This is a genomic window from Parasphingorhabdus sp., assembly GCF_059726685.1.
The window spans coordinates 1,239,153-1,265,757 of the sequence record NZ_AP041068.1 but is presented as its reverse complement, the minus strand read 5'-3'; the positions used below and the strand labels follow the sequence as shown (position 1 = coordinate 1,265,757).

Below are 26,605 nucleotides of genomic sequence, written 5' to 3'. Positions count from 1 at the left end.
CTAAGGCTTCTCATCTTTCCCTGAACGAACAAGGAAGGGGGTAAAGAGGCCCTGTTATATGCCGCTTCATGCGACATCCCCTTGTTAGGCCGATTCGCTTTTTCGCTTGTTGCGATTTGGCAATTGGTGGATAATTTTCTGTTTTTTGCTGAAATTCCAACGCTTTTATAGCAAAAAACGAGATCGACGACGTTCCTGTAACCCGTTAAGGCCTTGGAACGAACCAAGGGGAACTATGAAAAGCGTCCTGTTCAAAGGTTAGGGGAAAATCGCATGTGGAAGAAATTACTGGTCCTGGCCGTTATCGTCGCGGCGATTTTTGCATTTTTTCACTATGACCTCGGTTCGCAGCTCACGCTAGAAAACCTGAAGTCACAGCAAGACGCGATTGATGCGCAGTACAGAGCCAATCCGCTCATCATCATCGGCGTGTTTTTCCTGATCTATGTTGCCGTCACTGCCCTGTCGATTCCTGGTGCCGCGGTGATGACACTGGCCGCCGGTGCATTATTTGGCGTTGTCGTCGGTACTATCGTCGTGTCCTTTGCGTCTACCATCGGTGCGACCATTGCTTTCCTCACCTCACGCTACCTGCTCGGCGACTGGGTCGAGAATAAATTCGGCCAGCGACTCAAAAACATCAACGAAGGCATCAAGCGCGACGGCGTTTTCTACCTGATCTCGATCAGGCTGGTCCCGGCCTTTCCGTTTTTTGTCGTGAACCTGCTCATGGGTCTCACCAAAATGCGGGTGTGGAAATATTTTATCGCCAGCCAGATTGGCATGCTTGCTGGCACGATCGTCTATGTGAACGCGGGTACGCAGCTGTCGCAAGTCGACTCTGTTGGCGGGGTCTTCTCCCTCTCGGTCATCGGCTCCTTTGTCCTGCTGGCGATATTCCCCTGGATCGCCAAAGGCATTATCGGCTTTATCAACAACCGGAAAATCTACAAAGGCTGGAACAGGCCGAAGAAATTTGACCGTAACCTTATCGTCATTGGCGCGGGTTCCGGCGGGCTCGTATCCTCACTGATCGCTGCGACGATCAATGCCAAGGTCACACTCATCGAGTCCGGCAAAATGGGTGGTGACTGCCTGAACTATGGCTGTGTGCCTTCAAAAGCGCTCATCAAGAGTGCCAAAATTGCCGAGCAGATGCAGCATGCCGATCGCTATGGCCTGACCGCCACCAAGCCGACCATTAATTTCAAAAATGTGATTACCCGGGTCGAAGACATCATCAAGACCATTGAACCGCATGACAGCGTCGAACGGTTTGAAGGCCTTGGCGTGGATGTGGTGCAAGGCTATGCCAGGCTGACCGATCCCTGGACGGTCGAGATTGAACGCAATGACGGCGGCACCCAGACGCTGACCGGCAAGGCGATTGTGCTCGCCACTGGTGCACGACCGTTCGTTCCACCCCTGCCCGGCCTCGATGAGACCGGATATCTGACCAGCGATACGTTGTGGGAGGAAATGGCCAAACGCGATACTGTACCGCAAAAAATGGTGGTTCTGGGCGGCGGCCCGATTGGTTGTGAACTGTCGCAGTCCTTTGCGCGCCTCGGCAGCAATGTCACACTGATCGAAATGGCCGATCGGGTGATGGGTATCGAGGATGAGGATGTTTCCGAGATCGCAGCCAAGGCACTGAAAGACTCTGGTGTTACGTTGCTCTGCAATCACAAGGCTCTACGCACAGAGGTACAGAACGGTACCAAAATGATCATTGTCGAGAATGATAGCGGCGAACAGGCCCTGCCCTTTGACGACCTGCTCATCGCTGTTGGCCGCGCGGCGCGGCTTGAAGGATTCGGTCTTGAAGAGCTTGGCGTAGAAACCGACCGGACGCTGGTCACCAATGACCATCTTCAGGCGACTTTCCCGCATATTTACGCCGCGGGCGATGTTGCCGGTCCCTATCAACTGACCCATAATGCCTCTCATCAGGCATGGTTCGCCACGGTAAATGCGCTGTTCGGGCGGTATAAGAAGTTCAAGCCAAGTTATGAATTTCTTCCGTGGACGACGTTCCTCGATCCCGAAATCGCGCATGTTGGCCTCAATGAGCAAGAGGCTGAAAAAGAGGGCATCGAATATGAGGTCACCAAATATGGTCTTGATGATCTCGACCGCGCCATTGCCGAAAGCGCGACCGAAGGCTTTGTCAAAGTGCTGACACCGCCTGGTAAGGACAGGATTTTAGGTGTGACCATAGTGGGTCAGAATGCCGGTGAACTGCTCACCGAATATGTGCTGGCGATGAAACATGGCCTTGGCCTCGGTAAGATTCTCGGTACAATCCACACCTATCCCACCATGGCGGAGGCCAATAAATTTGCTGCGGGCGAATGGCGCAAGAAACACAAGCCGGAATGGGCACTAAAATGGCTGGAACGCTATTTCAACTGGGCGCGGAGCTAGGCTCAGCTGCGAAAGCTAAGCCATGCCAGCACCGTGCGCTGGAGCACCGTCACCACACACAATCCGGCAAAAACATAGGCCAGCGTGGAAAAATGCATCGGCAACAGACACATGATCAGGAAGAAGGCGATCGTCTCGCCGCCTTCCGCAATTCCGGTGCTGTAGAAAAAGCTCTTCTCACCATGGGCGCTGGTTTCGGCCCCCTGCTCAGCGGCGGTGACCGCAAAGGCTAGGAAACTGATCCCGGTAATTGTAAACGCGGCGACCAATGCCAATGCAGGTAGCAAATTGGCAGGATCTGCGATCCCGAACGCCAGCGGGATCGAAACATAAAAGATGAAATCGCAGACGATATCGAGATAGCCGCCAAAGGCTGTCTTCTCCGTTGCTCTTGCAACAGCGCCATCAAGACCGTCCAATATTCGGCTGACTACGACCAGCGCCAGCGCCCAGCCATAATGCTCCTGTGACACGGCATAGGCCCCGCCCAGACCGAAGCCGAGACCCAGCAATGTGATGCTGTTGGCGGTGAAGCCGATCCGCGCCAGGCCTCGACCAACCGCATTGAGCGGCGGATCGATCAGTGGCCGGATCTTTGCGTCAAACATTGCGAAAAGCCCTCAACTCCATGTGATAATTCCAATTACCGCGCCGGTCATCGCGGTCGCACAATTGCCGGCGAACCAGCTTTTCATACCCAGTCCCGCGACTTCGCCGCGGCGCTCCGGGCATAGCGTACCTATGGTCGAGATGATCAGGCCGACACTGGCGAGATTTGCCACACCGCATAGCGCATAGGTGACGATCAATTGCCCCTTCGCGCTAAATGTATCGATGGGCAGCGCCGCCAGCTCCAGATAGGCGACATATTCATTGAGTATCGCTTTGGTCCCCATCAACGATCCCGCCGCTGCGGCCTCCTCCCACGGCACCCCGATCATCCACATTAACGGCGCGAATATCCACCCGAATATGCGTTTGAGCGTCAACGCCTCGCCGCCAATCAAAGGCAGGACCGACAATATCTGGTCAATCAACGCAACAAAGGCGAAGATCACGATGATCACCGCAATCACGGCCAGGAACAGCTGCACGCCGTCCATCGTGCCCTTAATGATCGCGTCAAAGCTGCCCTCATATTTCAGGCCCGGTTCTTCGCGGTTTACCTTGGTATCCGACAGCCCCGGCACCATCAGCCTTGCGAGCAGAATGGCTGCTGGCAGAGATATTAGCGAAGCCGAGATCATATGCCCCACCGCATTCGGCACCGTCTTTTCCAGCGTGGTCGCATAGAGCACCAGTATCGCACCGGAAATGGTCGACATGGCCAGCACCATGATCGCGAACAACTCGGCCCGGCTCATCTTTTCAAAATAGGCGCGCACCACCAGCGGCGATTCCACGACGCCGAGGAAGATATTGGCGCCGCCGCTCAGACCGACAACACCGCTGACGCCCAGTGTTTTTTGCAAGGCCCAGGACAGACCTCTGACAATCATCTGCAAAACCCGCCAATGCCATAGCAAAGCCGCTAGCGCCGAGAAAACAATCACAAGCGGCAATATCTGAAAAGCAATGATCAAAGGCGGGGCCGCGCCTTCCTTGAGCACAAAAGGCAATTCCGCACCGCCAACATAGCCAAACATATAGCTGGAACCGGCCAGGGTCGCGTGTTCAATCGCCTGCACCCCTTGATTGGCAAGGCTTATAATATCCCAGATAAACGGGATACGGACAATTGAGACGGCAAGAATGAACTGAACCGCAATGGCTCCGGCAATCCAGCGCCAGCTTGGCCTGTCGTCACGATTCTCCGACAATGCCCAGGCAAGCGTCAGGATGAAGGCAATCCCGATCAAGCCCTGAAACTGGCTCACTATATCAAGCAATGACTAAATTTCCCGTGACGAAGCAATAGTGCGTCACCATGGCGGAAATTTATCACATCGCCAACAGGGATTTATGCCTTCAGTTGTTAGCCGCCGCGACAGCCCCCATCATCAGCTCCTGATCCTTGCGGGTCGGATTTCCGCGCAAGCATAGTCCGCCATTGACCTGCAGATTCTCGCCGGTCATGAAACATTCGTCACTGGCGAGGAAAACGGCGGCAGCGGCTATATCCTCACTAGTGCCAATACGGCCCAGTGGATAGCGCGCTTCGAACGATTCCACCAATCCCGGAACCTGATCGACGCCAGCCGTCATCGGTGTGCGGGTGAGCCCCGGCGAAATGCTGTTGGCTCTGATGCCGCGATCACCAAATTCATGTGCAATACAGCGGATGATGTGATCGGTCGCTGCCTTGGTACCCATATAGGCCGCATGGTCGTTGAGCATGATCGTTGCGGTCGCCGAGCTGATCTGGATAATCGAACCGCCATCTTTCATTGCCTTGATCATTGCCTGATAAAATTGAAATGGGCCGACCAGCTGTAGCGCCGACATCATCTCTAATTCTTCCTTGGTATTCTCCAGAAACGGTTTCAGAAAACCCAGACCAGTGGCGTTTACTGCAATATCCAAACCGCCCATTTTGCTGGTAGCCGTTTCCGCGAGGGCATTGATTTCAGCTTCGTTCGTCAGATCACATAGCGCATAATGGCCGCCCAATTCTTCGGCGAAACGTTTCAGCTCGTCTTCCTTGCGCCCGGCGACGAGAACATCCGCGCCCTCATCCCGCAAACGCTTGGCAATCACCTGCCCCATATTGCCCGGGCCAGCTGCACCCAGCACAACAGCCTTTTTACCTTCAAGACGTCCCATAATCTGCTCCTCAATTCCTGAATATGTCTTTCAAACTAGATGATCGCCCGCTGGAAACCACTCTCAATATGGCTATCGCCCAACCTTTGTGATGCACAAAAAAGGGCCGGGAACAGCCCCCCGCTGTCCCGGCCCGCTTTGATCAACGGGAGAGTTGATCAGAATTTGAAGCTGGCCTCCACAAAGACCTGACGGCCACGGTTTTGGGTGACGACCGAGTCATCGCCCACCGGAATGCCAAAATTATTGGCTGGTGCCAGGAATGGCCGGCCGCCACTGGTGTTGATCCAGATTTCATCGGTCAGGTTCACACCAACCAGCGACAATTTCCATTTGCCGTCCGGATCACCAACCGAGACTGATCCATCGAGCGTGACATAGCTGTCCTGTTTGATGTCATTGATGGAATCTTCATTGGTGAAATACGAACCGGTATATTGGGCGTTACCGCTCAATCCAAACTCCAGCGAATCGCTCATCGGAATTGTCCAGTCAAACGCAATATTTCCGGCAAATTCCGGTGCCCGTGCAGCTCGGCGACCATCCAGATCTTCACCAGATGTCGTAATGAAAGTATCGCTAAATTTGGCGTCTGTATAAGCGAGAGCACCCGAGAAATTCAGGCCATCAACCGGCGTCTGCCAGGCAAATTCGACATCAACACCCTTACTCGTCAACTGACTGGCGTTGAAAGTCTGGAACTGAATGATCGTCGCATCAAAGTTCTGAACCTGCAGGTCGTCGAACACATAGTAGAAGAGCGAGGTGTTCAATGTAACCGAACGATCAGCAAATTGTGCTTTGACACCGACTTCGCCACCAAGACCGGTCTCTGATTCAAAGATCAGGCTGCTAAAATCATTGGCTGCGGCCGCGAGACCCAAAGTGAAGGATGGCAGAGCGCTGTTATCGATACCCCCGGATTTGAAACCTGTCTTGAAGGCACCATAAATATTGATATCTGGCGTGGCCTGATACCGGATGGATACTTCTGGAGAGAAATTGTCATCATCAAAGGTGATCGGTCCGGAGAAGAAACCGCTAGGCAAGAAACCACCGCCGGCGGACAAAAGGGAATGCAAGTAAGGCAAGCTGATTCTGCTGGTCTTGCTTTCATCCGTCCATCGCAGGCCACCGGAAAGTTCCAATTGATCAGTCAGGTCAAGCGTCACGCTGCCAAAAAGAGACACAGCCTCAGTTTTCGTATTCTGCTGTTTAAACCAATCAAAGGTATTCCCTGTGACCGGGTCTGGAGAAAGTAGAGAGAGATTGACAGCCTGTTGCGAGGTATCAAAATCAATGTCTCGGCTTTCATAAAATGCGCCAACCATGAAGTTAAACATGCCATCGAAATCGCTCGCCAGCCGCAGTTCCTGAGTGAATTGCTCCGTCCGGTTACGCGGGTCACTGTTGCCAACGCCAAAAGGAATGCCGGCAGCATTAATTGCCGCAATATTGGCCGGTAACGTACCCGGGCCGAATACCGAAGATGCTGGTCCAATACCCACGTAGCTATAACTGTCAAAGTCAACTGCATCGAGGCTCAGATATCCGGAAACAGATGTCAGTGTAAGACTGTCCGAAACATCAAGGTCCCAGCGTAAACGGCCAAAAAAGATGTCCGTTTCACCAAATGGTGTTCCATCGAACCTGCCATTTGCTCCGCCACTGCCTTCAGGGAATCGACCGACGAGCAGAGGGGAGGGATCTGCCGTTGGATACAAGTTATCACCGATATTACAGTCTGCATTGCTGGGTACCACAACAGTGAAAGGTAAACCGTCAGGGAATGCAGGGCTTGGTGGAGCGCCCAACAATACTACCTCGTCCGCCCTGCCATTCGCACCGCAATCAATGTCGGAATGCGCGATCGCGCCGTCATTTTCATTACGGACATAGTTTAACTTCAAATTTGCGCTGAAATTATCGGCCGGATCCCATTGCAGAGTCATCCGTCCAACAAAATCCTTCAATCCGCGACTGCGGTTTGCCGCAGGGGTTTGTGGTGTCAGTTCAACATAATCTTCAACATTGGTATATTGTGCGGCAAGGCGGACCCCCAATGTGTCGCTAACCGGGCCTGAGATATAGCCACCTATAGTCGTACCATTTTCCTCGAATTCCTGAGAGACCTTTACACCCATTTCCCAATCAGGTGTCGGATTGGCGGAACGGATAGCGAATACGCCGGCTGATGCACTTTTACCAAAGAACAGCGATTGCGGACCCTTCAGAACATCAATTTGTTCGACATCAAAGAAACCGGCCTGAACAATCCGCATGGTGCTAACCTGAACACCATCAAAATCGAACGCGACGGCAGAGTCAAAAGATGCCGAAATGTTGGACGAACCCACACCGCGCAATGAAATCTGACCACCCGAACCAGATCCGCCTACTTGTACGTTCAGCGCCGGAACGCGGCTAACCACGTCGGCAATCTGGTCGACCTGGAATTTCTCCAGCGTATCACCGCCAATGGCTGTTACCGTTACCGGCACTTCCTGCAATGTCTCCGTTTGCTTTCGGGCGATGACCGTGATGACGTTGCTGTCATCTTCTGCAACTTCATCCTGCGCATAAGCCGGTGCAACAACGCCGGCGAAAGCCAGACTTGCTGCAGAGCCCATCAGCAGTCCCCGCACTGATTTGCCTGAAAAGATAGTTTTGTGATGTTGTGATTGTTTAGTCATCGCTCTCTCCCAAATTCCCCGGTCGCGGACCAGAGTCTCATCCAAAATAACTGGCGGTTTTTCCGCGCTAATTATGGGATCATCTTAAGCAGGAGTTTGCAGACGCTCTGCTAGCCAATTTGATAGCAAATATGCCAAACTGTGATATTCGCGCAACATTATGAGCAATGCCCATCCGGAATCCGTTACGGATACTAGCGATAATGGGTATTGCCACGATTGGGATCATCACCGCCTATACTATCCAAAATACAGGTTTGGGAGAGATTAATATGGGTCGTTTGGAAGGTAAAATCGCGATTGTCACAGGTGCCGGTTCTGGGCTTGGCAAAGCTATCAGCGAAACGTTTGCTCATGAAGGCGCCAAGGTTGTGGTGACTGATATCAATATGGAAAATGTGGAGGCAGTCGCTGAAGGTATTGGCCCAGATGCGCTTGCCTTGCATCAAGATGTTGTGGATCAAGCGCGTTGGGCGGAGATATTTGACGAGACCGGCAAAGCCTTCGGAACGCCCCATATATTGGTCAACAATGCCGGTCTGGTGATCCCTGCCACTATTGAAGACTGCACTCTGGAGCAGTTTCGCCTCACCAATTCGGTCATGCTGGAAGGTGTGTTCCTAGGCTGTCAGACGGCTGTTCGGGCGATGAAAGGCAATGATCAACCAAGCTCAATCATCAACCTGAGTTCCATGGCAGCACTGCAGGGCTACTCCCCGTTTCTGGCCTATGCAGCAGCCAAAGGCGGTGTGCGCTCGCTGACCAAATCAGTAGCGCTACATTGCAAGGAGCAGAACTACCCCATCCGCTGCAACAGCCTGCACCCTGCTGGCATTGACACCCCAATGGTCCGGCAGGCCGCTGTCGGCGCGGAAGGGGATCCGACACCGGAAACCGGGATGATCCCGCTCGGCGGACTGGGCCATCCCAATGATGTGGCGGAGCTATGTGTCTATCTCGCTAGTGACGCTTCGCGATTTATGACTGCGGGTGAATATCCGGTAGACAACGGGACGCTTTATCAGCCGAGCTAAGCGGTCAGGCGGTGCGCCCGCCCATGACGCGCGCCATCTCGCCCTGAAACTGGCCGAGATCGAAATAGTCACGCCATTTGGCGATCTTGCCATCTGTAATCTCAAACGTGCCCATCACGCGGATGGCGATCCATTCGCCATTGATCCGGAACTTGTCGGTCCGCTCCGTCAGCACCACATTCCCGTTGGTTGCGATATGGTGGGTTATCCATTCCGCGCCGTCGGACCCCATGCCGGAGCCTTCAAAAAAAGCGCGCACGGCGTCAATCCCGTCGCAGGGTTCCATCGGGATATTGTGGTAGAAAATATCATCCGCCATTGCCGCGTAGATGGAGTCATAGTCCATCCGGTTCCAGCTTTCGATAAAGTCGATCACGATCTGTTCAGCAGCATTTGACACAATGAAACTCCTTATCCCTCAGGCGAAACATCCAGGATCAGCTTGCCCTGATTACCGCCGGAGAACAGCTTCATGAAGGCATCATAGCTGTTCTCGATACCTTTTTCGATATCCTCGTCATGCTTGATTTTGCCCTCGGCCAGCCATTGCCCCATTTGCGCAATGCCCTCAGGAAAGCGCGGCGGATAATCGCGGACGAGAAAACCCTTGATCGTCGCCTGACGCGAGATCAGATACCACAGGTTGCGCGTGCCCACGGGCTCGGGGCTGTTATATTCGCTGATCAGACCGCACAGCACCATCCGGCCATATTCGTTGATCGACGCAATACCGGCATCCATGATGATGCCGCCAACGTTTTCCCAGATAATATCGACCCCATCCGGCGCAGCAGCTGCGATTTCAGCTTCCAGCTCCGTCTGGCTCTTGCCGCGATAATCAATTGCCGCGTCAAAGCCATAGTCATCGACCAGTTTTGCACATTTGGCGGCACCGCCAGCGATCCCGACGACCCGGCAACCCTTGATCTTGCCGATCTGCCCGACCAGCGATCCGACTGCGCCCGCTGCACCCGTGACCAGCAAGGTATCGCCATCTTTGGGCTTACCGTCGTCGATCATCCCGAAATAGGCCGTCATGCCGACAGCGCCGAGCACCGAAAGGAAGTTGGTTGGCGATGGCACCAATGAGGCATCGACCGGAGCGGTAAAACCACCCGCCTCAACCACCGAATATTCTTCCATCGCAGCCAATCCGACAACCCATTGTCCAACCGGAAAGTCCGGATTTTTGGAGGCATGGACGCGGCCCACGGCGCTGGCGCGCACGGCATCGCCCAAGGGGATGGGCGGCATGTAGCTTTCGGCGTCACTCATCCACCCTCGCTGCGCAGGATCGAGCGAGATGTATTGATTACGGACCAGAAAAGAACCATCCTCCAGTTCGGGCAGTTCTTCTTCCACCAGTGCGAAATCGCTCGGCTTGGGTTCGCCATCGGGACGACTGACGAGCGTGAATTTGCGGTTCTTGGTCATGGAATTTCCTCTGCTCAAATCTTTTGGGATTTCTTGATTTTCTTGGCGAGCGACCATTTGTGGACTTCGGTCGGGCCATCATAAACACGGAACGCACGCACTTCGCGGAAGACCTGTTCGACAACCGTATCCTGGCTGAGGCCCGTACCGCCCATGACCTGCACGCATTTGTCGGCAATGCGGAACAAGGCTTCGGAGACGGCGACTTTGGCCATCGAGCTTTCGGTCGTGCCGATATCGCCGGTGTCGAGCACCCGCGCGCACCAATCGATCATTAATTCCGCCTGCTTCAGGTCAATCTGGTTTTCAGCCAGCATGAAACCGACGCCTTCATGATCGACGAGCGGTTTGCCAAAAGCCATCCGCTTGCAGGCATAGTCCGTGGCAATTTCCTGCGCCCGATCACAGCAGCCAAGCCAGCGCATGCAATGGGTGAGCCGCGCCGGTGCCAGCCGGACCTGCGCATATTTGAAGCCCTCTCCGCTTTCGCCGAGCATCTGGTCCGCAGGCACGCGCAAATTGTCGATATTCACCACCGAATGGCTGCCAGGCATGGAACTGTCGATCGTATCGAGAACCCGCTCAATGGTAATTGCCGGATCGGGCAGATCGACAAGGAACATGCAGGCACCATCATCGGATTTCGCCATCACAATCCCGACCGTCGCGCCTTTGGCGCCAGTAATGAAGGTCTTGCGCCCGTTAATGACCCAGTGATTACCGTCGGGCTTGGCAGTGGTCTGCATCATCATAGGATCAGAGCCTGCACCATTTTCACTGGCCGGTTCTGTCATGAAAAAGGCGGAGCGCGTAGTGCCTTCAACCAATGGTTTGAGGAAATGCTCTTTCTGCTCCGGCGATGCGCATTTGCCGAGCAGGTACATATTGCCTTCATCCGGCGCGAAAGTGTTGACCGCCAGCGGGCCGAGTGGAGAGAGGCCGGATTTGCGCAATACCAGAGCTGTTTCGAGATGCGTCAAATGGCTGCCATCTTCGCGAATATGCGGCGTCAGGACACCGGCCTCTTTAGCCAAGGCCCGCATTTCCTGAACCAGTTCATCGGTCGGTCCGTGATCCTCGCAGCGCGGGTCTTTTTCATAGGTGAAAATTTTATCGCGGACGAAAGTTTCGACCTTGTCGGCAATGGCCCGGGCTTCGGCGCTGATTTCGTGGTTCAATTATTGTTCCTTAAATATTCTAGCAACGTGCTCCGCACTTGATGCGGAGCCTAGGATGGCTGTCACGCCCGTCTAACCTGGGCTCCGCATCAAGTGCGGAGCACAAGCTCTTCAGGAATACAGCAAAACCTCAACGCTGCAATATCGTCACGGCGGACACACCCGGCGCGCCATAGACCTGTGTATAGGCGGTCTTCGGATCGCCCGGCACCTGCCGTTCCCCGGCAGTCCCGCGCAGCTGCACGACATTCTCGTAAACTTGTCGGAGGCCAGACGCACCAATTGGCTCACCGCAGGCCAGGCAGCCGCCATCGGTGTTCACAGGCAAGGCCCCGTTTATCTCGGTCCGCCCCTCGATCAGCCATTTTTCCTGATCGCCATGGGGACAGAACCCATTTTCCGCCATGTGCATGATTTCGGCGCCGGATTCGGTATCCTGAAGCTGCGCGACATCAATATCTTCCGGTCCCATGCCCGCCTGCTCAAAGGCCGCCTTGGCTGCGATCTCGGTCGCAGTCCCACCGCGCTCATTATCGATGGAAGCGGCGAAAACCTCAAACGATCCCGGCGGCCGTGTGCGCATTACCGAGGTTTTCAGACGGATCATCGGTCCGCCCAGTTCCTTCGCCTTTTTCTCGCTCGCAAGGATAAGGGCCACCGCCCCTTCCGCTGGTGAACAGAACATATATTTGTTGAGCGGATCACTGATCATCGGCGCATTCATGATGGTTTCGAGATCCACCTCGCTACGCCGCCACGCATGGTCCGTCTTCGCGCCATTGCGAAAGGCTTTTTCCGAAACCCGTCCCAATGCTTCCCGGCTCAAACCATTCTCATGCAGATAACGCATGATCTTCGCGCCGAAAAACTGTGTGGTCAGCATATAGCCCGCTTCACCGTACCAATTAGGCAGGCCGTAAGCACCCGGGTCCGCGTTAAACGCGCCTCGGGGGTGCTTGTCGAAACCGACGGCCATACCGATCTCATATTCACCCGATTTGATCGCACTCGCCGCCGCATTCAGTGCCGAGCCGCCGGTGGCGCAACCGTTGGAAACATTGATAAACTGAATGCCGGTCAGCCCCAGTTTCGACACCATCGTATCAGCCGCGCCAGAGGCAGCCGAACCGCCAAATGCAAATTCAACATCTTCCCAGGCGATGCCAGTATCAGCCAGCGCCTGTCTAACGGCATAAACGCCCTGATCCATGCCATCACGGCCTTCGGTCCGGCCAAAGGGATGGATACCCGCGCCTACTATGCATACGTCGCTCATTGCAATTTCTCCTCAAACAGGCTGGAAAGCGTGGATCATCTTTTGCTCGCTGGCCGGAGCATCCGGATCCAGCGGGATTGCGGTCAGTTCCACTTCCATTCCGATTTCAACATCTTCAGGCTCTATTCCCGTCAGCCGCGATTCCACCATCGTCTGACCCGGCAGCGAAACATAGGCGACGACATAAGGTTTGAAATTTTCAGGATCAGCCGGGCCGGCATAAGGCGTTTTGGGCGGAAAGCGCTGCACCGTATAAGTCCACACGGTACCCCGCGAAGCCAGAGCTATCGGCTCGATATTGTCATTCGGCGTCAGTGGCAGCGGGAACGATATGTGGCCCGTCTGCTTGTTTCGCGCGCCGACCAGAGCGGTCATATTGTCGTCGGTGAACAGATTATCTGCAATTGGCTGCGCGTTCATTCGCCCTCTCCTTTATTGCTGACGACATTAGGGCAAAGCATGATGCCCAATAACTGCCAAAACGGCTAGGTTATGTCTTCAGTAACCGGGATGGACGGCGAGCATCCCGCCGTCGACCAACAGGTCGCTGCCGGTCACGAAAGCCGCATCCTCACTCGCCAAATAGACTGCCGCACCAGCCATATCCGCGCCCTCGCCCATGCGGTTCATCGGCGACATGGCGGCAACCCGATCATAGATGTCCGGCACAACCTCTTTGGCGGCATCGATAATCCCGGTATGCGTGCCGCCCGGCACGATATTGTTGCACCGGATGTTCAGGCCTGCCCGCGCGCAATGCACGGCTACCGATCGCGTCAACATACGCACCGCGCTTTTGGAGGCGGTATAGGTCACGTCTCCGGGGAGCGCCGCGAATGCCGAAGTTGAAGAGATATTGATAATCGAACCGGTTGGCCCGCCGGGATTCTGCTTCATCGCCTTAATCGCGTTCTGACAACCCAGCATCACGCCGGTCAGATTGATGCCGAGCAAATGGTGCCAGCTTTCCAGATCAATTTCTTCAATCGATTTGGCTGCCACGATCCCGGCATTGTTAACGAGAACATCTAGGCGGCCAAATTCCGATTGCGTCTTGGCCACCACCGCCTGCCAACCCGCTTCGCCCGAAACATCCTGTTCCATGAAAAGCGCACCGGCTTCATCGGCGACCTTTTTACCAAGCTCCACCTGAACATCGGTGGAAAGCACTTGCGCGCCCTCTTCTGCAAAGCGCTTCACCATCGCGGCGCCAATGCCAGATGCACCGCCAGTAATAATCGCCGCTTTTCCTTGCAAACGCCCTGTCATACCATTTCTCCTCAAATCCCTATCAAATTAGGGAGACGCCGGTTTGTCCCGTGCGCCTCTATTATTCATGTCATTCTTCAGAAAGGAAGCCCCATGCCTACACCCGAACATATGACTGATATCGTCAACCGCTATCTGGCGGCGATTAATGCCGGGGACATGCATGCGGTGATGGAAATTTATGCGGACAATGCCGCTGTCGAAGATCCTGCCGGAACAGAACCGAAAACTGGCTCCGAGATTCTGACATTTTATCAAAATGCCTTTTCCGGCGGCGCGAAAGTCGAACTGACGGACAGCATCAGGATAAGCACGAAGGCCGCAGCCTTCCCGTTTCGTGCGGAGATTGGTCAAGGAGACGGCAAGGTCTTGATCGTGGAAGTGATCGATGTTTTCGAATTTGACGAGGCGGGTAAGGTTGAAAAGATGACGGCACATTTCGGTCCCGCCAATATCACAATGAGCGAAGGTTAAGCCGTCTTTCAAAGGATCAATAGCCGGAGCGCTTCGCCAGCCGATCTGCATGGAAACCGGCATCGCCAAACATCTGCTGGGCGACATGGACGCGTTTGAAATAAAGGCCAACATCATATTCGTCGGTCACGCCAATGCCGCCATGCATCTGGATTGCTTCCTGGGTGGATAACTGGGCCGTCATGCCCGATTTGGCTTTCGCCATGGAACAGGTGGCCGATGCGCTTTCAAAATCATCGTCAAGCAATTGCAGGGATTTGAGTACCGCTGATTTGGTCATCTCTATCTCGGTCGCGAGATGCGCGGCGCGGTGCTGCAACCCCTGGAACGAACCGATTTTCTGACCAAATTGCTCACGCTCTTTCAGATAATCAGTGGTAATCGCAAAGGCCTGTTGCGACGATCCCGACATTTCCGCGCCCAATACCGCGCGGCCGGCGGACAGAATACCTTCCAGGACTTCATAACCCTTGTCGACTTCACCCAATATATCATCGCCGGTAACCTCCAGGCCATCGACCTTGATATTCGCTGCATTGCGACTGTCGATCATCGGCGTGTGTGTGCGATCAATCTCCCCTGCATCTGCATCAACCAGAAATAATGTGATGCCCGATGGATCATTGGCTTCACCCGAAGTGCGGGCCGCGATAATCAGTTTGTCGGCGACATGGCCGTCCGCGACGAAAGTCTTCGCGCCAGATAGTTTATAACCGTTGCCATGCGGCGTAGCGGCAAATTCGACATGCTCCGGGCGGTGCCGCGGCCCTTCATCAACGGCCAGTGCGAACAGGGTCGAGCCATCACAAATCGAGCCCAAATGCTGTTCTTTCTGCTTGGCCGTGCCGTAACGCTGCACCGCGGTTGCGCCCAAGACAGAAGTGGAAAAAAACGGCGAAGCGGTGAGGTTCCGGCCCATTTGTTCAGCCAGAACACCGGCGCCAACATAGCCAAATTCGCTGCCGCCAAATTCCTCGTCCACGATGATTCCGGCCCAACCCATGTCGGCCATTTCTTTCCACAAGTCCCGGCAAAAACCGTCCGGATTCTTGCTATCCCTAACCTCACGAAACGCAGCAACAGGCGCATTTTCGCTCAAAAAACCATTCGCTGCATCTTGCAGCATTTCCTGTTCTTCGGTGAGAATTAGGGACATAGCTATCTCGCCTTCTTACGCGCTGGGCAATTCCAAGACCCGCTTGGAAATGATGTTGAGTTGAACCTCGGTCGTGCCGCCAAGGATGGAATAAGCGCGATTGTAGAGCCACGTGTTGGCCAGGCTGCCATATTCAATGCCGTCAGGGCCAATGGTCGCAGCATCGGTTCCGCCAATGTCCATACGCAGCTGGCTGCCTTTCTTGGTCAGTTCGGATGCTGCATATTTCAGCATGGACGATTTTGCGCCCAGCCCGTTTCCGGCATTGGCCTCGTCATTCAGCCGCTCAACCGTCAGATTATAGGCCCAGTCATCAATTTCGGCCTGGGCAATTTTTTGCCGCAGAGATGGATCATCCAGCCGCCCGGTTGCATCCACGCCAATTTCCCCTGCGGCATAGCCACCAAGATTTTCAGGCCCGGTAGCCCCGCGTAGCGGCGACATTGTACCCAGCATGCCGCGTTCGTGCACCAGCAGGTTTTTCGCGACATCCCAGCCGCGATTAACCTCGCCAACGACCGACAGGTTATCGTCACCATAGGCTTTCGGAACTTTCACATCATCAAAGAAAGTCTCGCAAAAGGGCGAATGACCAGAGATCAGGATGATCGGCTTCACGCTAATCCCCTCACTGGCCATATCGATCAGGATGAAAGTAATGCCCTTATGTTTCGGCGCGTCAAAATCGGTACGGACCAGACAGAATATCCAGTCGGAGATATCGGCATTGGAGGTCCAGATTTTCTGGCCATTGATCAGCCAGTGATCGCCCTTGTCCTCACATTTGGTTTTGAGCGAAGCGAGATCAGAACCTGCACCCGGCTCCGAATAGCCCTGACACCAGCGGATTTCACCGCGTGCGATTGCCCCCAAGTGCATCAGTTTCTGTTCGTGTGTACCAAAGGCCAGCAAAGCGGGGCCGAGCATGGATATGCCAAAGTTGCTGAGTGGTTTGCGCGCGTTGATCCGGTCGCGCTCTTCGGTAAGAATCTTTGCTTCGTCCGCTGACAATCCGGCGCCGCCATATTCCTCGGGCCAGGTCGGAACTGTATAACCTTTGGCCAAAGCGGCTTCGAACCAGCGTTTTTGGGCATCGGACTGGAACTCCCATTGGCGGCCACCCCAGCATTGATTCTCTGCTGTAATGTCACCATCGCGCATTTCTTCCGGGCAGTTTTCTGCCAGCCAAGCCCGTGTTTCCGCGCGGAACTGTTCCAAATCGCTCATAATTTCCCTCTCGTAATCAAACCGTCATATTGCAGACTGCGAAAGGCTGGCACTGCGCAAATAGTTAGCCCGAAGGAAGAACCAGCCCAGTAGCGCGTTAGTCGAGCCGCAACATTTGCTTACCGAAATTCTGGCCCGCAAACAGCCGCTTCAGCGTATTGGGAATATTGTCGAAACCTTCCTGAATGTCTTCTTTGAAGGTGATTTTTCCTTCCTTGATCCACTGACGCATCCGTTTTTGCGCTTCGGGATATTCGCTCATATAATCGAGCACGATAAAGCCGGACATCGTCCCGCGCTTGAAGATCAGGTTGAAATAATTTTCCGGACCGGCCGGCATATCGCCTTTTTCATAGCGGGAAATACCACCGCAAATCACAACCCGGGCGTGCATGGCAATGTGGGATAACGCGTCGTTCAATATGCTGCCTCCGACATTGTCATAAAAGACATTGATCGACTGGTTGCACAGCTCTTTCAACTTCGCGCGAACATCGTCATTTTTATAATCAATCGCATGATCATAGCCAACATCCTCGGTCAGCCAGTCACATTTTTCCTTGCCGCCCGCGATACCGATAGTCCGGCATCCGGCAATCTTGCCAATCTGTCCAACCATCGATCCGGTTGCACCCGCCGCACCTGAGACCACCAACGTGTCGCCCGGTTGTGGACGGCCGTGTTTGAGCAGGCCGAAATAGGCAGTCATACCGGTTGTTCCCAACGCGCCGAGATTCGCGCCCAGCAATTCATCATCAGGAACCTTGTTCAATTCGCTGCCGGGAACCATGGCATAATCCTGCCAGCGCAGCATGCCCATGACCTTGTCACCAGCCGCAAATTTCGGATCGCGTGATTCGACCACGGTACCAACGCCGCTTCCGCGCATGACCTCGCCAATTTCGGTCGGTGCGACATAGCCACCGATATTTTCCATCCAGCCTTTTTGGGCGGGGTCGAAGCCAAGAATCTCATTCTTGACCAGCACATGACCTTCGGCAACTTCCGGAACAGGTGTCACGACTTTCTTGAAATCATCGTCCACCAGCCCGCGGCCTTTGGGACGTCCGTTGATCAGCCACTGTCTGTTGTCGGTCATTATCTTCTCCCGTTACGCGATATTTGCAGCCTGATAGATCACCTATGGTCCATGATATAACTGGCAGCTTTGATAGCAGCCGAGGGGGTGTCGATTTCCCGATACTATGGCATATCGCTTCCATGAAGAAATTTCTCGTCTCCACGATCTTGCTGATCCTTCTGGTCATCGGCGCCGGTTTTCTGGCTCGAACCTCTCTCGGCTGGAACGACGGAATGAACGAAGCGCGTTCCGAAATTCACGCAACAACGCTCGGCGGTCAACTCTATGTCGCTGGCGGTATCGGACTGTTCCGGGTACTCGACAGTTGCGAAAAGCTAGACTTGAATTCGGGCGGCTGGTCGTCCTGCGGCAAACTGCCGCGGGCGCTGCACCATGTGGCGATGGCTGCCGATGACCAGCATATTTATGCCTCGGGGGGATATGTCGCTTTGCCGTTTGAGGCCGATCAGGAGGCCGGTCTTTTTCGCCATGATCCTGCGACTGGCACCTGGACCGAAATCAGCAAGCTGCCGCATCCAATCGGCCAACATGCAATGACCCACTTTGACGGTGCGCTCTATCTCGTTGGCGGGCAGGATGACGGAAAAGATCTCGACACAATGTGGCGCTATGATATCGCGGCCGACACATGGTCAGTCATGCAGCCGATGCCGATGGCGCGCCATTCCCATGCCATCGCCCGTTCCGGGCCGCTGCTGTATATCACCGGCGGACGCAGCGCCGAATTTGGCACCGAGATGACGCAGGTAGACGTCTATCATTTAACCGAAGACCGTTGGGAGAGTTTGCCAGGCATGCCCATCGGGCGCGGCGGCCATGGCGCCTTTGTCGATGGCAACGGACTTCATATATTTGGCGGCGAGTCGCTAAGCGCCGGAAAGGTTCTTGCCGATCATCACATATTGAATCTTGAAACCAGGCAATGGTCTTCTGGGGAACCTCTCGATCAGCCGCGTCATGGTTTCGCGGTCAGCGACATGGGAATGCCGAACGGCATTACAGTTGTTGGCGGCGGTGCGCGACCGGGCATGGAAACCATCTATTCCGTAACCGGCACGGCTCAGACAGTGGCGATAAAACCAGAAGCATAAGAATCTGATATTATTCAGCGGAGAGGAGAACGAACATGAGGACCAGCAATGATGAAGGCGTCCTGCTCTACGCCTTTACCTGCGGCTATATCACCCTGCCGATGAGTTTCTTTTTGGATGGCGAACCGGGCAAGGCCAAAGTCCCGGCCTGCGTCTTCCTGATCGATCATCCCGGCGGTCTGGTGCTCTTCGATACCGGCTTCAGCGACCGGTTCGTCGGGATGGAAAAAGGACTCGGCAAGATTGTTGATATGCCGCGGGGAGAAAGCGTTGCCGATCGATTGCGCGCGCTGGACATTGATCCGGCACAGATCGACTATGTCATCAATTCGCATCTCCATATCGATCACGCCGGCGGCAACGCGCTGATTCCCGACGCCACCATCATCGTACAGGGTCCGGAATGGGATTTTGGCATGACCGGTGAAGACACTGCTTATGACCTGCAGGACTTTGACACCGGCCAACCGGTCAAACGCATTGCCGGTGAACATGACCTGTTTAGTGACGGCACTGTCGTTATTTTCCCAACGGCAGGCCACACACCCGGCCATCAATCGGTTCGGGTGAAGACGGCGACCGGCGAAGCCGTGCTTGCTGCCGATTGCTGCAACATGCGGCGATCCCTCGATGAGATGCACCTGCCCGATCATTGCTATAATGTGGATCAGTATCGCGGGTCACTGGAAAAACTATCGCAGTTACGAAGAGGCGGGGCGCGAATTTTCTATGGGCATGACCCGGATTTCTGGGCCACTATTCCACAGGCGCAAGCTCTCGATCTGGGCGGCCCTGAAGCAATCTGAAAAAGGCCCTACTCCCTATAACAATAGTGGCGAGCGCCCCTGCCTGCGCTATGAAGAATTGAGAGCAAATTCCCCGGCAGAGGGTAATCATTAAAGGAGCGAAGCCTTGAGCGATACACAGATGGCAGACAAAGATGTACTGATTGACATCTTTACCCGAGCCGACCTGATCATGCAGTCGGATATCAAATTCCGCAAAATGATCGGCGCCGGACAATTGCAGATCGTCTATTATCCTGTCCGCGGACAGGAAGTGGTCTCTGCCGCAATGATGGCGGCGGTCAATCAGGAAGATTATCTGGTTACCATCTATCGCGGTCTGCACGACCAGCTCGCCAAGGGCATTCCTTCGAAAGACCTCTGGGCCGAATTTGCTGGCAAGATGGCAGGAACCTGCAAGGGCAAGGGCGGCCCAATGCATATTACTCATCCCGAAACCGGAGTGATGGTGACGACCGGCATTGTCGGATCGGGCATTCCAATTGCCAATGGTCTGGGTCTGGCCAGCCAGCTGGAAAAAGATGGCAAGGTGACGGTCTGCTGCTTTGGTGATGGCGCCTCCAATATCGGTGCATTCCACGAAGGCCTGAACATGGCGCAAGTCTGGAAATTGCCAGTGATTTTCCTCTGCCAGAACAACCTTTATTCCGAACATACCCCGATGGCCTTTGCCACCAGTTCCGAAACGATCAAGCAACGCGGCGATGGGCTGGGCATGCGGTCGGTACGGGTCAACGGCAATGATGCCAGCGAAATGTATGCCGCAGCAAAAGAGGCTGTCGAATATGCACGCGCCGGAAACGGACCGACATTGATCGAGGCAATGACATTCCGTTTTCACGGCCACCTGCTGGGCGATACCAGCCACTATATCCCCGAAGAAGAAATGGAGCAGGCGCTAAAAGACGATCCGATGCCGATCTTGCGCCAGCAACTGCTCGATATGCAGATTAGTGAGACAGACATCGCAGCTATTGAAGCGAAAAATGCGGCAACGATTGAAGAAGCTGCCCAATTTGCGCTCGACGCGCCATATCCTCCAGGCGATGAATATCGCATCGATGTTCTGGATGTGGAGATTGCAGCATGAGTGAGAAACCAGCAGAAATCATGTTCGCCCAGGCCTGTAACATGGCGATGGCTAAGGCGATGGCGGATGACCCGAAAGTCATCCTGATGGGCGAAGATATTGCCGACGAACAGGGCGGCGGCGTGTTCAAGGTGACCGCAGGGCTTTCGGCCCAATTCGGTACTGACCGTGTTCGCTCAACACCTATTTCCGAACAGGCTATTGTCGGTGCGGCCGTTGGTTCGGCATTGGTAGGTTACAAACCGGTCGCGGAAATCATGCTGATGAACTTCATCACTGTGGCGATGGATCAGATTGTCAATCACGCCGCAAAATTGCGCTTCATGTCCGGCGGCCAGACCAGCGTGCCGCTAACCATTCGGACCACGACCGGCGCAGGTACAGGCCTGGGCGGCCAGCATAGCGATATGCTCGAAGCCTGGTTAGCTCACGTACCGGGCCTGAAGGTGGTTGCGGCCTCCAATCCGGCAGATGCCTATGGTTTGCTCTATTCGTCGATCATGGACCCCAATCCGGTAATCTTTATCGAGAATACACCGACATATTTCACCAAGGGGCCCGCTCCTGCACCCGACCATGTTGTCCCATTGGGCAAAGCGTCTGTTCCGCGCGAAGGAACCGACATCAGCCTGATCACCTATGGCCGCGGTGTCGGCGCATCTCACGCGGCGGCCGAAAAGCTCGCAGGCGAAGGAATTTCCTGTGAAATCGTCGACTTACGCACTATCGCACCATTTGACGAAGAAACGGTGCTGAAAAGTGTCGCCAAGACCAAGGCTGCCGTGGTCGTCCATGAAGCCGTGAAGAATTTCGGCACCGGCGCGGAAATCTCTTCACGCATTCACGAAGAATTATTCTCTGAACTCAAAGCGCCTGTCGGCCGGGTCGGATCAGGCTATGCGCCAGTGCCTTTCTCTCCCGCCATCGAGAAAGCATGGATGTTCAGCGAAGATGATATCGAACGCGAAATTCGCAAAATATTGGGGTAAAAATGGCTACTGAAATACGCATACCAAAATTGGGATTCAGCATGGAAGTCGGGACGCTGGCAGAATGGCTTGTACCTGATGGTTCCGACGTGACCGAAGGGCAGGAAATCTATGCCCTGGAAAATGATAAATCGACGCAAGAAGTCGAATCTCCTGCCACCGGAAAACTCAAAATCCTGATCGATACGACGGGAGAAGAATATCCGGTTGGCGAGTTAATCGGTACGATTGAATAAGCATCCGCGAAGACGGCTGGCAAAAGCCCTATCAATATTAATAGTAATGTTTGGTTGACTGCAAAACCAAACAACGCGACAAGTGACGCAAATCGAGAGTCCAAATAAGGGCTCCTGGGAGGACGAGCGTTACTATGGCTGAGAATTTCGTCGCAGAAATACCTGATGTTTCAAAGGCTACATTTCGCCGGAATGTGGACAGTGTTACTATCACCAGCGCGGCAGAAATCCGGTCTGCTGCAGAAGCAATCCACAAAATTGCACAATCCTATGGCTTTCGCATTGCCGTGAGTGCGGACATCTCGTCAAAAGCCCATTTGGTCGATGCCGAAGGCGAACTTATCAACAAGGATATTTTTGGCTGGGTCGCCGAAGGCGAGCGCTGGTGGGAAGATACCAGGCTGGCACTCAGTTCACCCCTGCCCCGCGCCTGCCGTTATGAAAGCGAGCCAATCTGGTGCAATGCCGATGGCTTTCATGGCCATTGGCAAAACGAATATCTGGACGAGATTGATCTTAAGGATTTTTACGAAACCGGTGCGACTGCCAAATCCGCTATCCTGATTCCGGTTCACCTGCCATTCGGTCAGATCGCTGCGGTCAGCTTTACACCAATAGATTATAGCGTCACCGATCTGAGTGAGCCTTATCGCATTTACTCGGATTTTCTATCCATCGTCACCAGCCGCTTTGTCACCGGCTATGTGCTGGCGATGCGCAAGAAACACAGGATGCCAACCAATTGCATCCTGTCCAAACGCGAGGCGGAATGCCTGCATTGGGCCGCCATCGGCAAAACCGACAAAGAGATCAGCATGATCCTGTCGCTCAGCCATGCAACGATCCGCTATCACGTCAATCGTGCCGGGCAGAAATTGAACAGCGTCAATCGGGGCCAGACGATTTTCAAGGCTGGCCAGCTCGGCTATCTCGGGGCGACCGACTAGCCTGCTATTTTCGCAGCAGCGCGAAAACCCCGGTCATCGTCATTAACAATCGCTCACCGGCCACAATTTCGCCATGGCAATAGGCGGTCCGCTTGCCCTTACGGTCGATATGCGCATGGGCCACGACCCAATCGTCCAGCTTTGCGCCGCTCAGGAAATTTGTATTGAGGTTGATTGTGGCGATGGGCAGCCGCGGTTTTTCGCTAACGAATAATTGGTAGCTGAGAGCCACATCGGCCAAAGTTGTCAGGACACCGCCATGTGCAACCTGGATACCGTTCAAATGCCCTTCCGATATCCGGATACCAACGGCGATGTAATCTGCCTCTTTGCGGGTGAAATATGGACCGGCAACATCCAAAAAACCGCTGGAAAATGTCGCCGGTGCAAATCCTTTCGGTACAGACTCCAAGGTGCTATTCAGCCGCCTCGAGCTTGGGACTTTTTGGCGGTTCCTTGCTCGTCAGCCATTTTTCCAGTGTTTCATGGAAATGACGAATCTTGCTTTCCTGATATTGGGCAAAGATAGAAACGCCGTGCGGCTGATTTTTTACGCCCTTCTGCATGGCCTTGTGATTGATATAGTCCTGATTGAATACCTTGTTCAAATAGCTGCCAAACTCGGTCGCTTCCGTATAATCATCGTGCAAATCAAGGAACGTGCATTTTGCCGGCTCAGGACGCTCGGCGCCTTCGGGCAAGGCCACCATGAACATGACCTCATGCAATGATTGCTCAGGATTATCACCATCGGGGCGGAAGCGATAAAAGATCGGGTTGAAATCCGCCCAAGGGCTCATATTCGGAAACACACTGTAGAAAATGGCGTCTGTGAGATCGGCGTCACTGATCTTGTCGACGTCATCACCCCAGGTCGGACGCATTTCTTCGCGCCGAGCCTGCGCTGCCTCGTCCCGCATCATATGTGCAGAGACGTCAGTGAACACCATCGGCATATCTTCCTCTTCCGGTGCGATCTTTCCGCCAATCCAATTGCACATATGAGGATCAGCCGATTTCAAATCGCCTTCGATATAGTTGGCTTCCATGTCGAAAATACCGCTTTTGCCATTGGGCAAAGACACCTCGACACGGTTTTCTTCCAGCCGCTTGAATGTGTGCTTGCTGATCGGATGGATAAAGCTTTGAAAAGCTTTCTGATCGGGGAAAGCCGTCGGATCAGGGTTTTCAAGATCCGTATGCGGGCTTGGCGCACCGTGCGCGGACATTGCGCGCGACACATTATGCCAGACGTCATATTTGCTGTTTGCATCGGCAAAGGCCGGCATCAATTCGGGATGCGTACCGACCACATGATAGGATTCCATGAAAGCTTCCTGCGCAATTTTCCAGTTGCACGGAAGCCGCTTGATCATATGCGCCGCTTTATACCGACGCTCAAACGGGATCTGGAAATGCCGATCGAGATCGCCCAGAAAGTCCTCCAATGGCTCGCAATTGGGATCGGGATTGATAAAGACAAATCCTCCCCACTCACCAACGCGCACTTCTTTCAGACTGTGGGTTTCTTCGCTGACCGTCGGGAAATCCCATTGGCAGGGGACTTCTTTCAGCTTGCCATCCAATTCCCATGACCAGCCATGGAACGGACAACGCAAGGCCTTCTGGCCCTTTTTGTGATTGTCGCAAATCGCCCGGCCGCGATGCATGCAACTGTTGGGATAGGCTTTGATTTCGTCTTCAGACACACGCACGACGATGAACGACAGTCCTGCAATATCGTAGACATGGGTGTCACCGACATCCTTGATATCATCCTTGTGGCAAGCCATTTGCCAGACGCGTTTCCAGAGCATTTCCACCTCGCGGTCATGCTCTTCTTTCGTCCAGTACCGGCTGACCTCCACTTCTGTCAGGCCGGGCTCCATCGGAGATTCTTCAAAATATACTTCGGGAGCACGCACTTTGTCGCCTTCCAGCAACTCCGTGTAGGAAATACCGTTTGACCGATTGTGACCCGTTAACGTCTCGACCATTATCTTCTCCTGAAAACTAAACTTATTTGCGATCAGACTACCGCAAGAGCTGGCAAACTCCACTAGTGAATCTGGCAGCCTCATGCTTGTTCAGTTGAATTTTCTGCAAGGCGAAACCGACAATATAACCTAGTGCTTTTGAGAGGACCGTTCGGTCCTCTTACCTGTGTATCTTATTACACAAGAAGCAGGTTTTGAGTCTGCCGAAAAAAAGGAGAGCAAACCCGTGAAACTCTATTCCAGCCTTGGTCCCAATCCGCGGCTAGCCCGAATGTTCCTGGTGGAAAAGGACATTGAGGTGGAACGAATCCATCTCGACATCATCACCGGCGAAAACCGCAGCGAAGAATATGCGGCAAAGAATGTCATGCAGACCACGCCCACACTCGAACTGGATGACGGCACGCTGCTGACAGAATCAACGGTAATTTGCGAATATCTGGAAGAGATCAAACCGGATCCGGTGTTGATCGGATCCACCCCCGAAGAGCGCGCAGAAACCCGGCGCTGGGCACGGCGTATCGATCAGGAAATTGCGGTTCCGATGACACTAGGCTTTCGCGGTGGCGGCGGGCGCCCGATGTTCGAACCGCGGATGAACGTGGTCAGCACCGAAGCCGCAGCCGAATTGTCGGCCATGTCCGACAAACACTGGATCTGGCTGGATGGTCAATTGGGTGACAAAGATCATATCTGCCACGGCAAGCTGACACTGGCCGACCTTGTTGCATTCTGCTTCATCAAATTTGGCGGTACGGTGGGATGGACATTGCCGGAAGGCACCGACAATCTGGCACGTTTTGCGGCCAAGATGGAAGAACGGCCCTCAGCTGAGATCTGGCGCGGCGAAGAATGACCGAAAACGCCTCTTCTTCTCCGGCAACTCTCGCCAAGCTCGGCACGATCATGCAGATCAGCTATGTGCCGGATGATTATGACGCTGCGCTCGATTACTGGACCCAGAAAATGGGTGCGGGCCCCTTTTTCCATACCGAGGGCGTGCAGGTCGAGAATGTCAAATATCGCGGTGAGCCGTCAGACATTCAGTTTTCCATGGCCATTGGCTATTGGGGCGATGTGCAAGTTGAATTGATCCGGCCCGACAATGATGCGCCCTCGATGTTCAAGGACTGGCGCGCAAAGGGTCTGCAAGGGGTTCAGCATCTGTGTATCATCGTCGATGATCTGGCAGAGGCACGGCAGATAACCGAAAGCAAGGGCGGAGAGGTCATTCAGGAAGTCAGCCTGCCCGGCGGCGTGGGCGGTGCTTTCTATGCGGACTATGGCGGCGGCCCCGGCACGGTCATCGAATATTTGCAAATCCCGCAAGCGGGCCTCGACGGTTTTGCTGCCATGCGGCAAGCGCATCTCGATTGGGATGGCGCAACCAATCCGATAATAGGAAAAGAATAGAAT

At 54.2% G+C, this 26,605-nt stretch carries 26 protein-coding genes; 11 read left to right on the top strand and 15 right to left on the bottom strand.

Going from position 1 to position 26,605, the window contains the following annotated elements; all coding sequences use genetic code 11:
* The first annotated feature begins 273 nt into the window (after positions 1-273).
* Positions 274-2,427 carry a dihydrolipoyl dehydrogenase family protein gene (locus AC6I9Z_RS06305; protein WP_461454404.1) on the top strand — a complete coding sequence of 718 codons (2,154 nt, stop codon included), beginning with the start codon at positions 274-276 and terminating at the stop codon, positions 2,425-2,427.
* Between the two features lie 2 nt (positions 2,428-2,429).
* Here AC6I9Z_RS06305 and AC6I9Z_RS06300 read toward each other — a convergent pair whose 3' ends face one another.
* From AC6I9Z_RS06300 to AC6I9Z_RS06285, 4 genes are all read right to left on the bottom strand, one after another.
* Positions 2,430-3,035, bottom strand: coding sequence for a CDP-alcohol phosphatidyltransferase family protein (locus tag AC6I9Z_RS06300; protein WP_461454402.1), 606 nt, complete (start codon positions 3,033-3,035; stop codon positions 2,430-2,432).
* A gap of 12 nt (positions 3,036-3,047) precedes the next feature.
* On the bottom strand, positions 3,048-4,316 hold the full coding sequence (locus AC6I9Z_RS06295) for a NupC/NupG family nucleoside CNT transporter (protein ID WP_461454400.1): 1,269 nt from the start codon (positions 4,314-4,316) through the stop codon (positions 3,048-3,050).
* Between the two features lie 79 nt (positions 4,317-4,395).
* Positions 4,396-5,190 carry an SDR family oxidoreductase gene (locus AC6I9Z_RS06290; protein WP_461454398.1) on the bottom strand — a complete coding sequence of 265 codons (795 nt, stop codon included), beginning with the start codon at positions 5,188-5,190 and terminating at the stop codon, positions 4,396-4,398.
* 158 nt (positions 5,191-5,348) lie between these two features.
* Positions 5,349-7,883 (bottom strand): TonB-dependent receptor, encoded by a 2,535-nt coding sequence (locus AC6I9Z_RS06285; RefSeq protein ID WP_461454396.1) that lies wholly within the window; start codon positions 7,881-7,883, stop codon positions 5,349-5,351.
* Positions 7,884-8,086: 203 nt separating this feature from the next.
* Here AC6I9Z_RS06285 and AC6I9Z_RS06280 point away from each other — a divergent pair, with 203 nt between their 5' ends.
* Positions 8,087-8,917, top strand: a complete 831-nt coding sequence (locus tag AC6I9Z_RS06280; protein WP_461454394.1) for an SDR family oxidoreductase — start codon at positions 8,087-8,089, stop codon at positions 8,915-8,917.
* A 4-nt stretch (positions 8,918-8,921) separates the two neighbouring features.
* On the opposite strand, the gene AC6I9Z_RS06275 is transcribed toward AC6I9Z_RS06280, so the two are convergent.
* The 6 genes from AC6I9Z_RS06275 to AC6I9Z_RS06250 all read right to left on the bottom strand — a co-directional run bounded on the left by AC6I9Z_RS06275 (position 8,922) and on the right by AC6I9Z_RS06250 (position 14,074).
* Entirely contained in the window at positions 8,922-9,317 is a 396-nt protein-coding gene (locus AC6I9Z_RS06275; RefSeq protein WP_461454392.1) for a limonene-1,2-epoxide hydrolase family protein, read from the bottom strand.
* An 11-nt stretch (positions 9,318-9,328) separates the two neighbouring features.
* The gene (locus AC6I9Z_RS06270; protein WP_461454390.1) at positions 9,329-10,351 is read right to left on the bottom strand and encodes an NADP-dependent oxidoreductase; all 1,023 of its coding nucleotides are present in this window, start codon (positions 10,349-10,351) and stop codon (positions 9,329-9,331) included.
* 14 nt (positions 10,352-10,365) lie between these two features.
* Complete coding sequence (locus tag AC6I9Z_RS06265; RefSeq protein WP_461454388.1) at positions 10,366-11,529, bottom strand: acyl-CoA dehydrogenase family protein; 1,164 nt, start codon at positions 11,527-11,529, stop codon at positions 10,366-10,368.
* Positions 11,530-11,659: 130 nt separating this feature from the next.
* On the bottom strand, positions 11,660-12,805 hold the full coding sequence (locus AC6I9Z_RS06260; RefSeq protein ID WP_109355286.1) for a thiolase family protein: 1,146 nt from the start codon (positions 12,803-12,805) through the stop codon (positions 11,660-11,662).
* A 12-nt stretch (positions 12,806-12,817) separates the two neighbouring features.
* The gene (locus AC6I9Z_RS06255) at positions 12,818-13,225 is read right to left on the bottom strand and encodes a Zn-ribbon domain-containing OB-fold protein (protein WP_461454386.1); all 408 of its coding nucleotides are present in this window, start codon (positions 13,223-13,225) and stop codon (positions 12,818-12,820) included.
* Positions 13,226-13,303: 78 nt separating this feature from the next.
* Positions 13,304-14,074 carry an SDR family NAD(P)-dependent oxidoreductase gene (locus tag AC6I9Z_RS06250; protein ID WP_461454384.1) on the bottom strand — a complete coding sequence of 257 codons (771 nt, stop codon included), beginning with the start codon at positions 14,072-14,074 and terminating at the stop codon, positions 13,304-13,306.
* Positions 14,075-14,167: 93 nt separating this feature from the next.
* Here AC6I9Z_RS06250 and AC6I9Z_RS06245 point away from each other — a divergent pair, with 93 nt between their 5' ends.
* The gene (locus AC6I9Z_RS06245; RefSeq protein WP_461454382.1) at positions 14,168-14,548 is read left to right on the top strand and encodes a nuclear transport factor 2 family protein; all 381 of its coding nucleotides are present in this window, start codon (positions 14,168-14,170) and stop codon (positions 14,546-14,548) included.
* Between the two features lie 16 nt (positions 14,549-14,564).
* Here AC6I9Z_RS06245 and AC6I9Z_RS06240 read toward each other — a convergent pair whose 3' ends face one another.
* The 3 genes from AC6I9Z_RS06240 to AC6I9Z_RS06230 form a co-directional block, all read right to left on the bottom strand.
* The gene (locus AC6I9Z_RS06240; protein WP_461454380.1) at positions 14,565-15,704 is read right to left on the bottom strand and encodes an acyl-CoA dehydrogenase family protein; all 1,140 of its coding nucleotides are present in this window, start codon (positions 15,702-15,704) and stop codon (positions 14,565-14,567) included.
* Positions 15,705-15,719: 15 nt separating this feature from the next.
* A complete protein-coding gene (locus AC6I9Z_RS06235; protein ID WP_461454378.1) occupies positions 15,720-16,931 on the bottom strand; it encodes an acyl-CoA dehydrogenase family protein in 1,212 nt (403 codons plus the stop codon).
* A gap of 97 nt (positions 16,932-17,028) precedes the next feature.
* Positions 17,029-18,030 (bottom strand): NADP-dependent oxidoreductase, encoded by a 1,002-nt coding sequence (locus AC6I9Z_RS06230; protein WP_461454376.1) that lies wholly within the window; start codon positions 18,028-18,030, stop codon positions 17,029-17,031.
* Positions 18,031-18,074: 44 nt separating this feature from the next.
* On the opposite strand from AC6I9Z_RS06230, the gene AC6I9Z_RS06225 reads away from it, so the two are divergent.
* The 6 genes from AC6I9Z_RS06225 (at position 18,075) to AC6I9Z_RS06200 (ending at position 23,192) form a co-directional block, all read left to right on the top strand.
* Positions 18,075-19,124 (top strand): Kelch repeat-containing protein, encoded by a 1,050-nt coding sequence (locus AC6I9Z_RS06225; protein WP_497811295.1) that lies wholly within the window; start codon positions 18,075-18,077, stop codon positions 19,122-19,124.
* 35 nt (positions 19,125-19,159) lie between these two features.
* Positions 19,160-19,930: an N-acyl homoserine lactonase family protein gene (locus AC6I9Z_RS06220; RefSeq protein ID WP_461454372.1), complete on the top strand. Its 771-nt coding sequence runs from the start codon at positions 19,160-19,162 to the stop codon at positions 19,928-19,930.
* Positions 19,931-20,036: 106 nt separating this feature from the next.
* Positions 20,037-21,020 carry a thiamine pyrophosphate-dependent dehydrogenase E1 component subunit alpha gene (locus AC6I9Z_RS06215; RefSeq protein ID WP_461454370.1) on the top strand — a complete coding sequence of 328 codons (984 nt, stop codon included), beginning with the start codon at positions 20,037-20,039 and terminating at the stop codon, positions 21,018-21,020.
* The gene (locus AC6I9Z_RS06210) at positions 21,017-22,009 is read left to right on the top strand and encodes an alpha-ketoacid dehydrogenase subunit beta (protein WP_461454368.1); all 993 of its coding nucleotides are present in this window, start codon (positions 21,017-21,019) and stop codon (positions 22,007-22,009) included. Before AC6I9Z_RS06215 ends, AC6I9Z_RS06210 begins: the two co-directional genes overlap by 4 nt.
* A gap of 2 nt (positions 22,010-22,011) precedes the next feature.
* Positions 22,012-22,245 carry a biotin/lipoyl-containing protein gene (locus AC6I9Z_RS06205; RefSeq protein ID WP_109355276.1) on the top strand — a complete coding sequence of 78 codons (234 nt, stop codon included), beginning with the start codon at positions 22,012-22,014 and terminating at the stop codon, positions 22,243-22,245.
* A gap of 134 nt (positions 22,246-22,379) precedes the next feature.
* Entirely contained in the window at positions 22,380-23,192 is an 813-nt protein-coding gene (locus AC6I9Z_RS06200; RefSeq protein WP_109355275.1) for a helix-turn-helix domain-containing protein, read from the top strand.
* 4 nt (positions 23,193-23,196) lie between these two features.
* Here the strand turns inward: AC6I9Z_RS06200 and AC6I9Z_RS06195 are convergent, their stop codons facing one another.
* Positions 23,197-23,604: a PaaI family thioesterase gene (locus AC6I9Z_RS06195; protein WP_461454365.1), complete on the bottom strand. Its 408-nt coding sequence runs from the start codon at positions 23,602-23,604 to the stop codon at positions 23,197-23,199.
* A 4-nt stretch (positions 23,605-23,608) separates the two neighbouring features.
* Positions 23,609-25,189 (bottom strand): aromatic ring-hydroxylating oxygenase subunit alpha, encoded by a 1,581-nt coding sequence (locus AC6I9Z_RS06190; protein WP_461454363.1) that lies wholly within the window; start codon positions 25,187-25,189, stop codon positions 23,609-23,611.
* Positions 25,190-25,415: 226 nt separating this feature from the next.
* Between AC6I9Z_RS06190 and AC6I9Z_RS06185 the strand changes: the two genes are divergently transcribed.
* On the top strand, positions 25,416-26,045 hold the full coding sequence (locus tag AC6I9Z_RS06185) for a glutathione S-transferase family protein (protein WP_461454361.1): 630 nt from the start codon (positions 25,416-25,418) through the stop codon (positions 26,043-26,045).
* Positions 26,042-26,602, top strand: a complete 561-nt coding sequence (locus tag AC6I9Z_RS06180) for a VOC family protein (protein ID WP_461454359.1) — start codon at positions 26,042-26,044, stop codon at positions 26,600-26,602. The genes AC6I9Z_RS06185 and AC6I9Z_RS06180 overlap by 4 nt, the downstream gene beginning before the upstream one ends.
* Positions 26,603-26,605 lie beyond the last annotated feature (3 nt).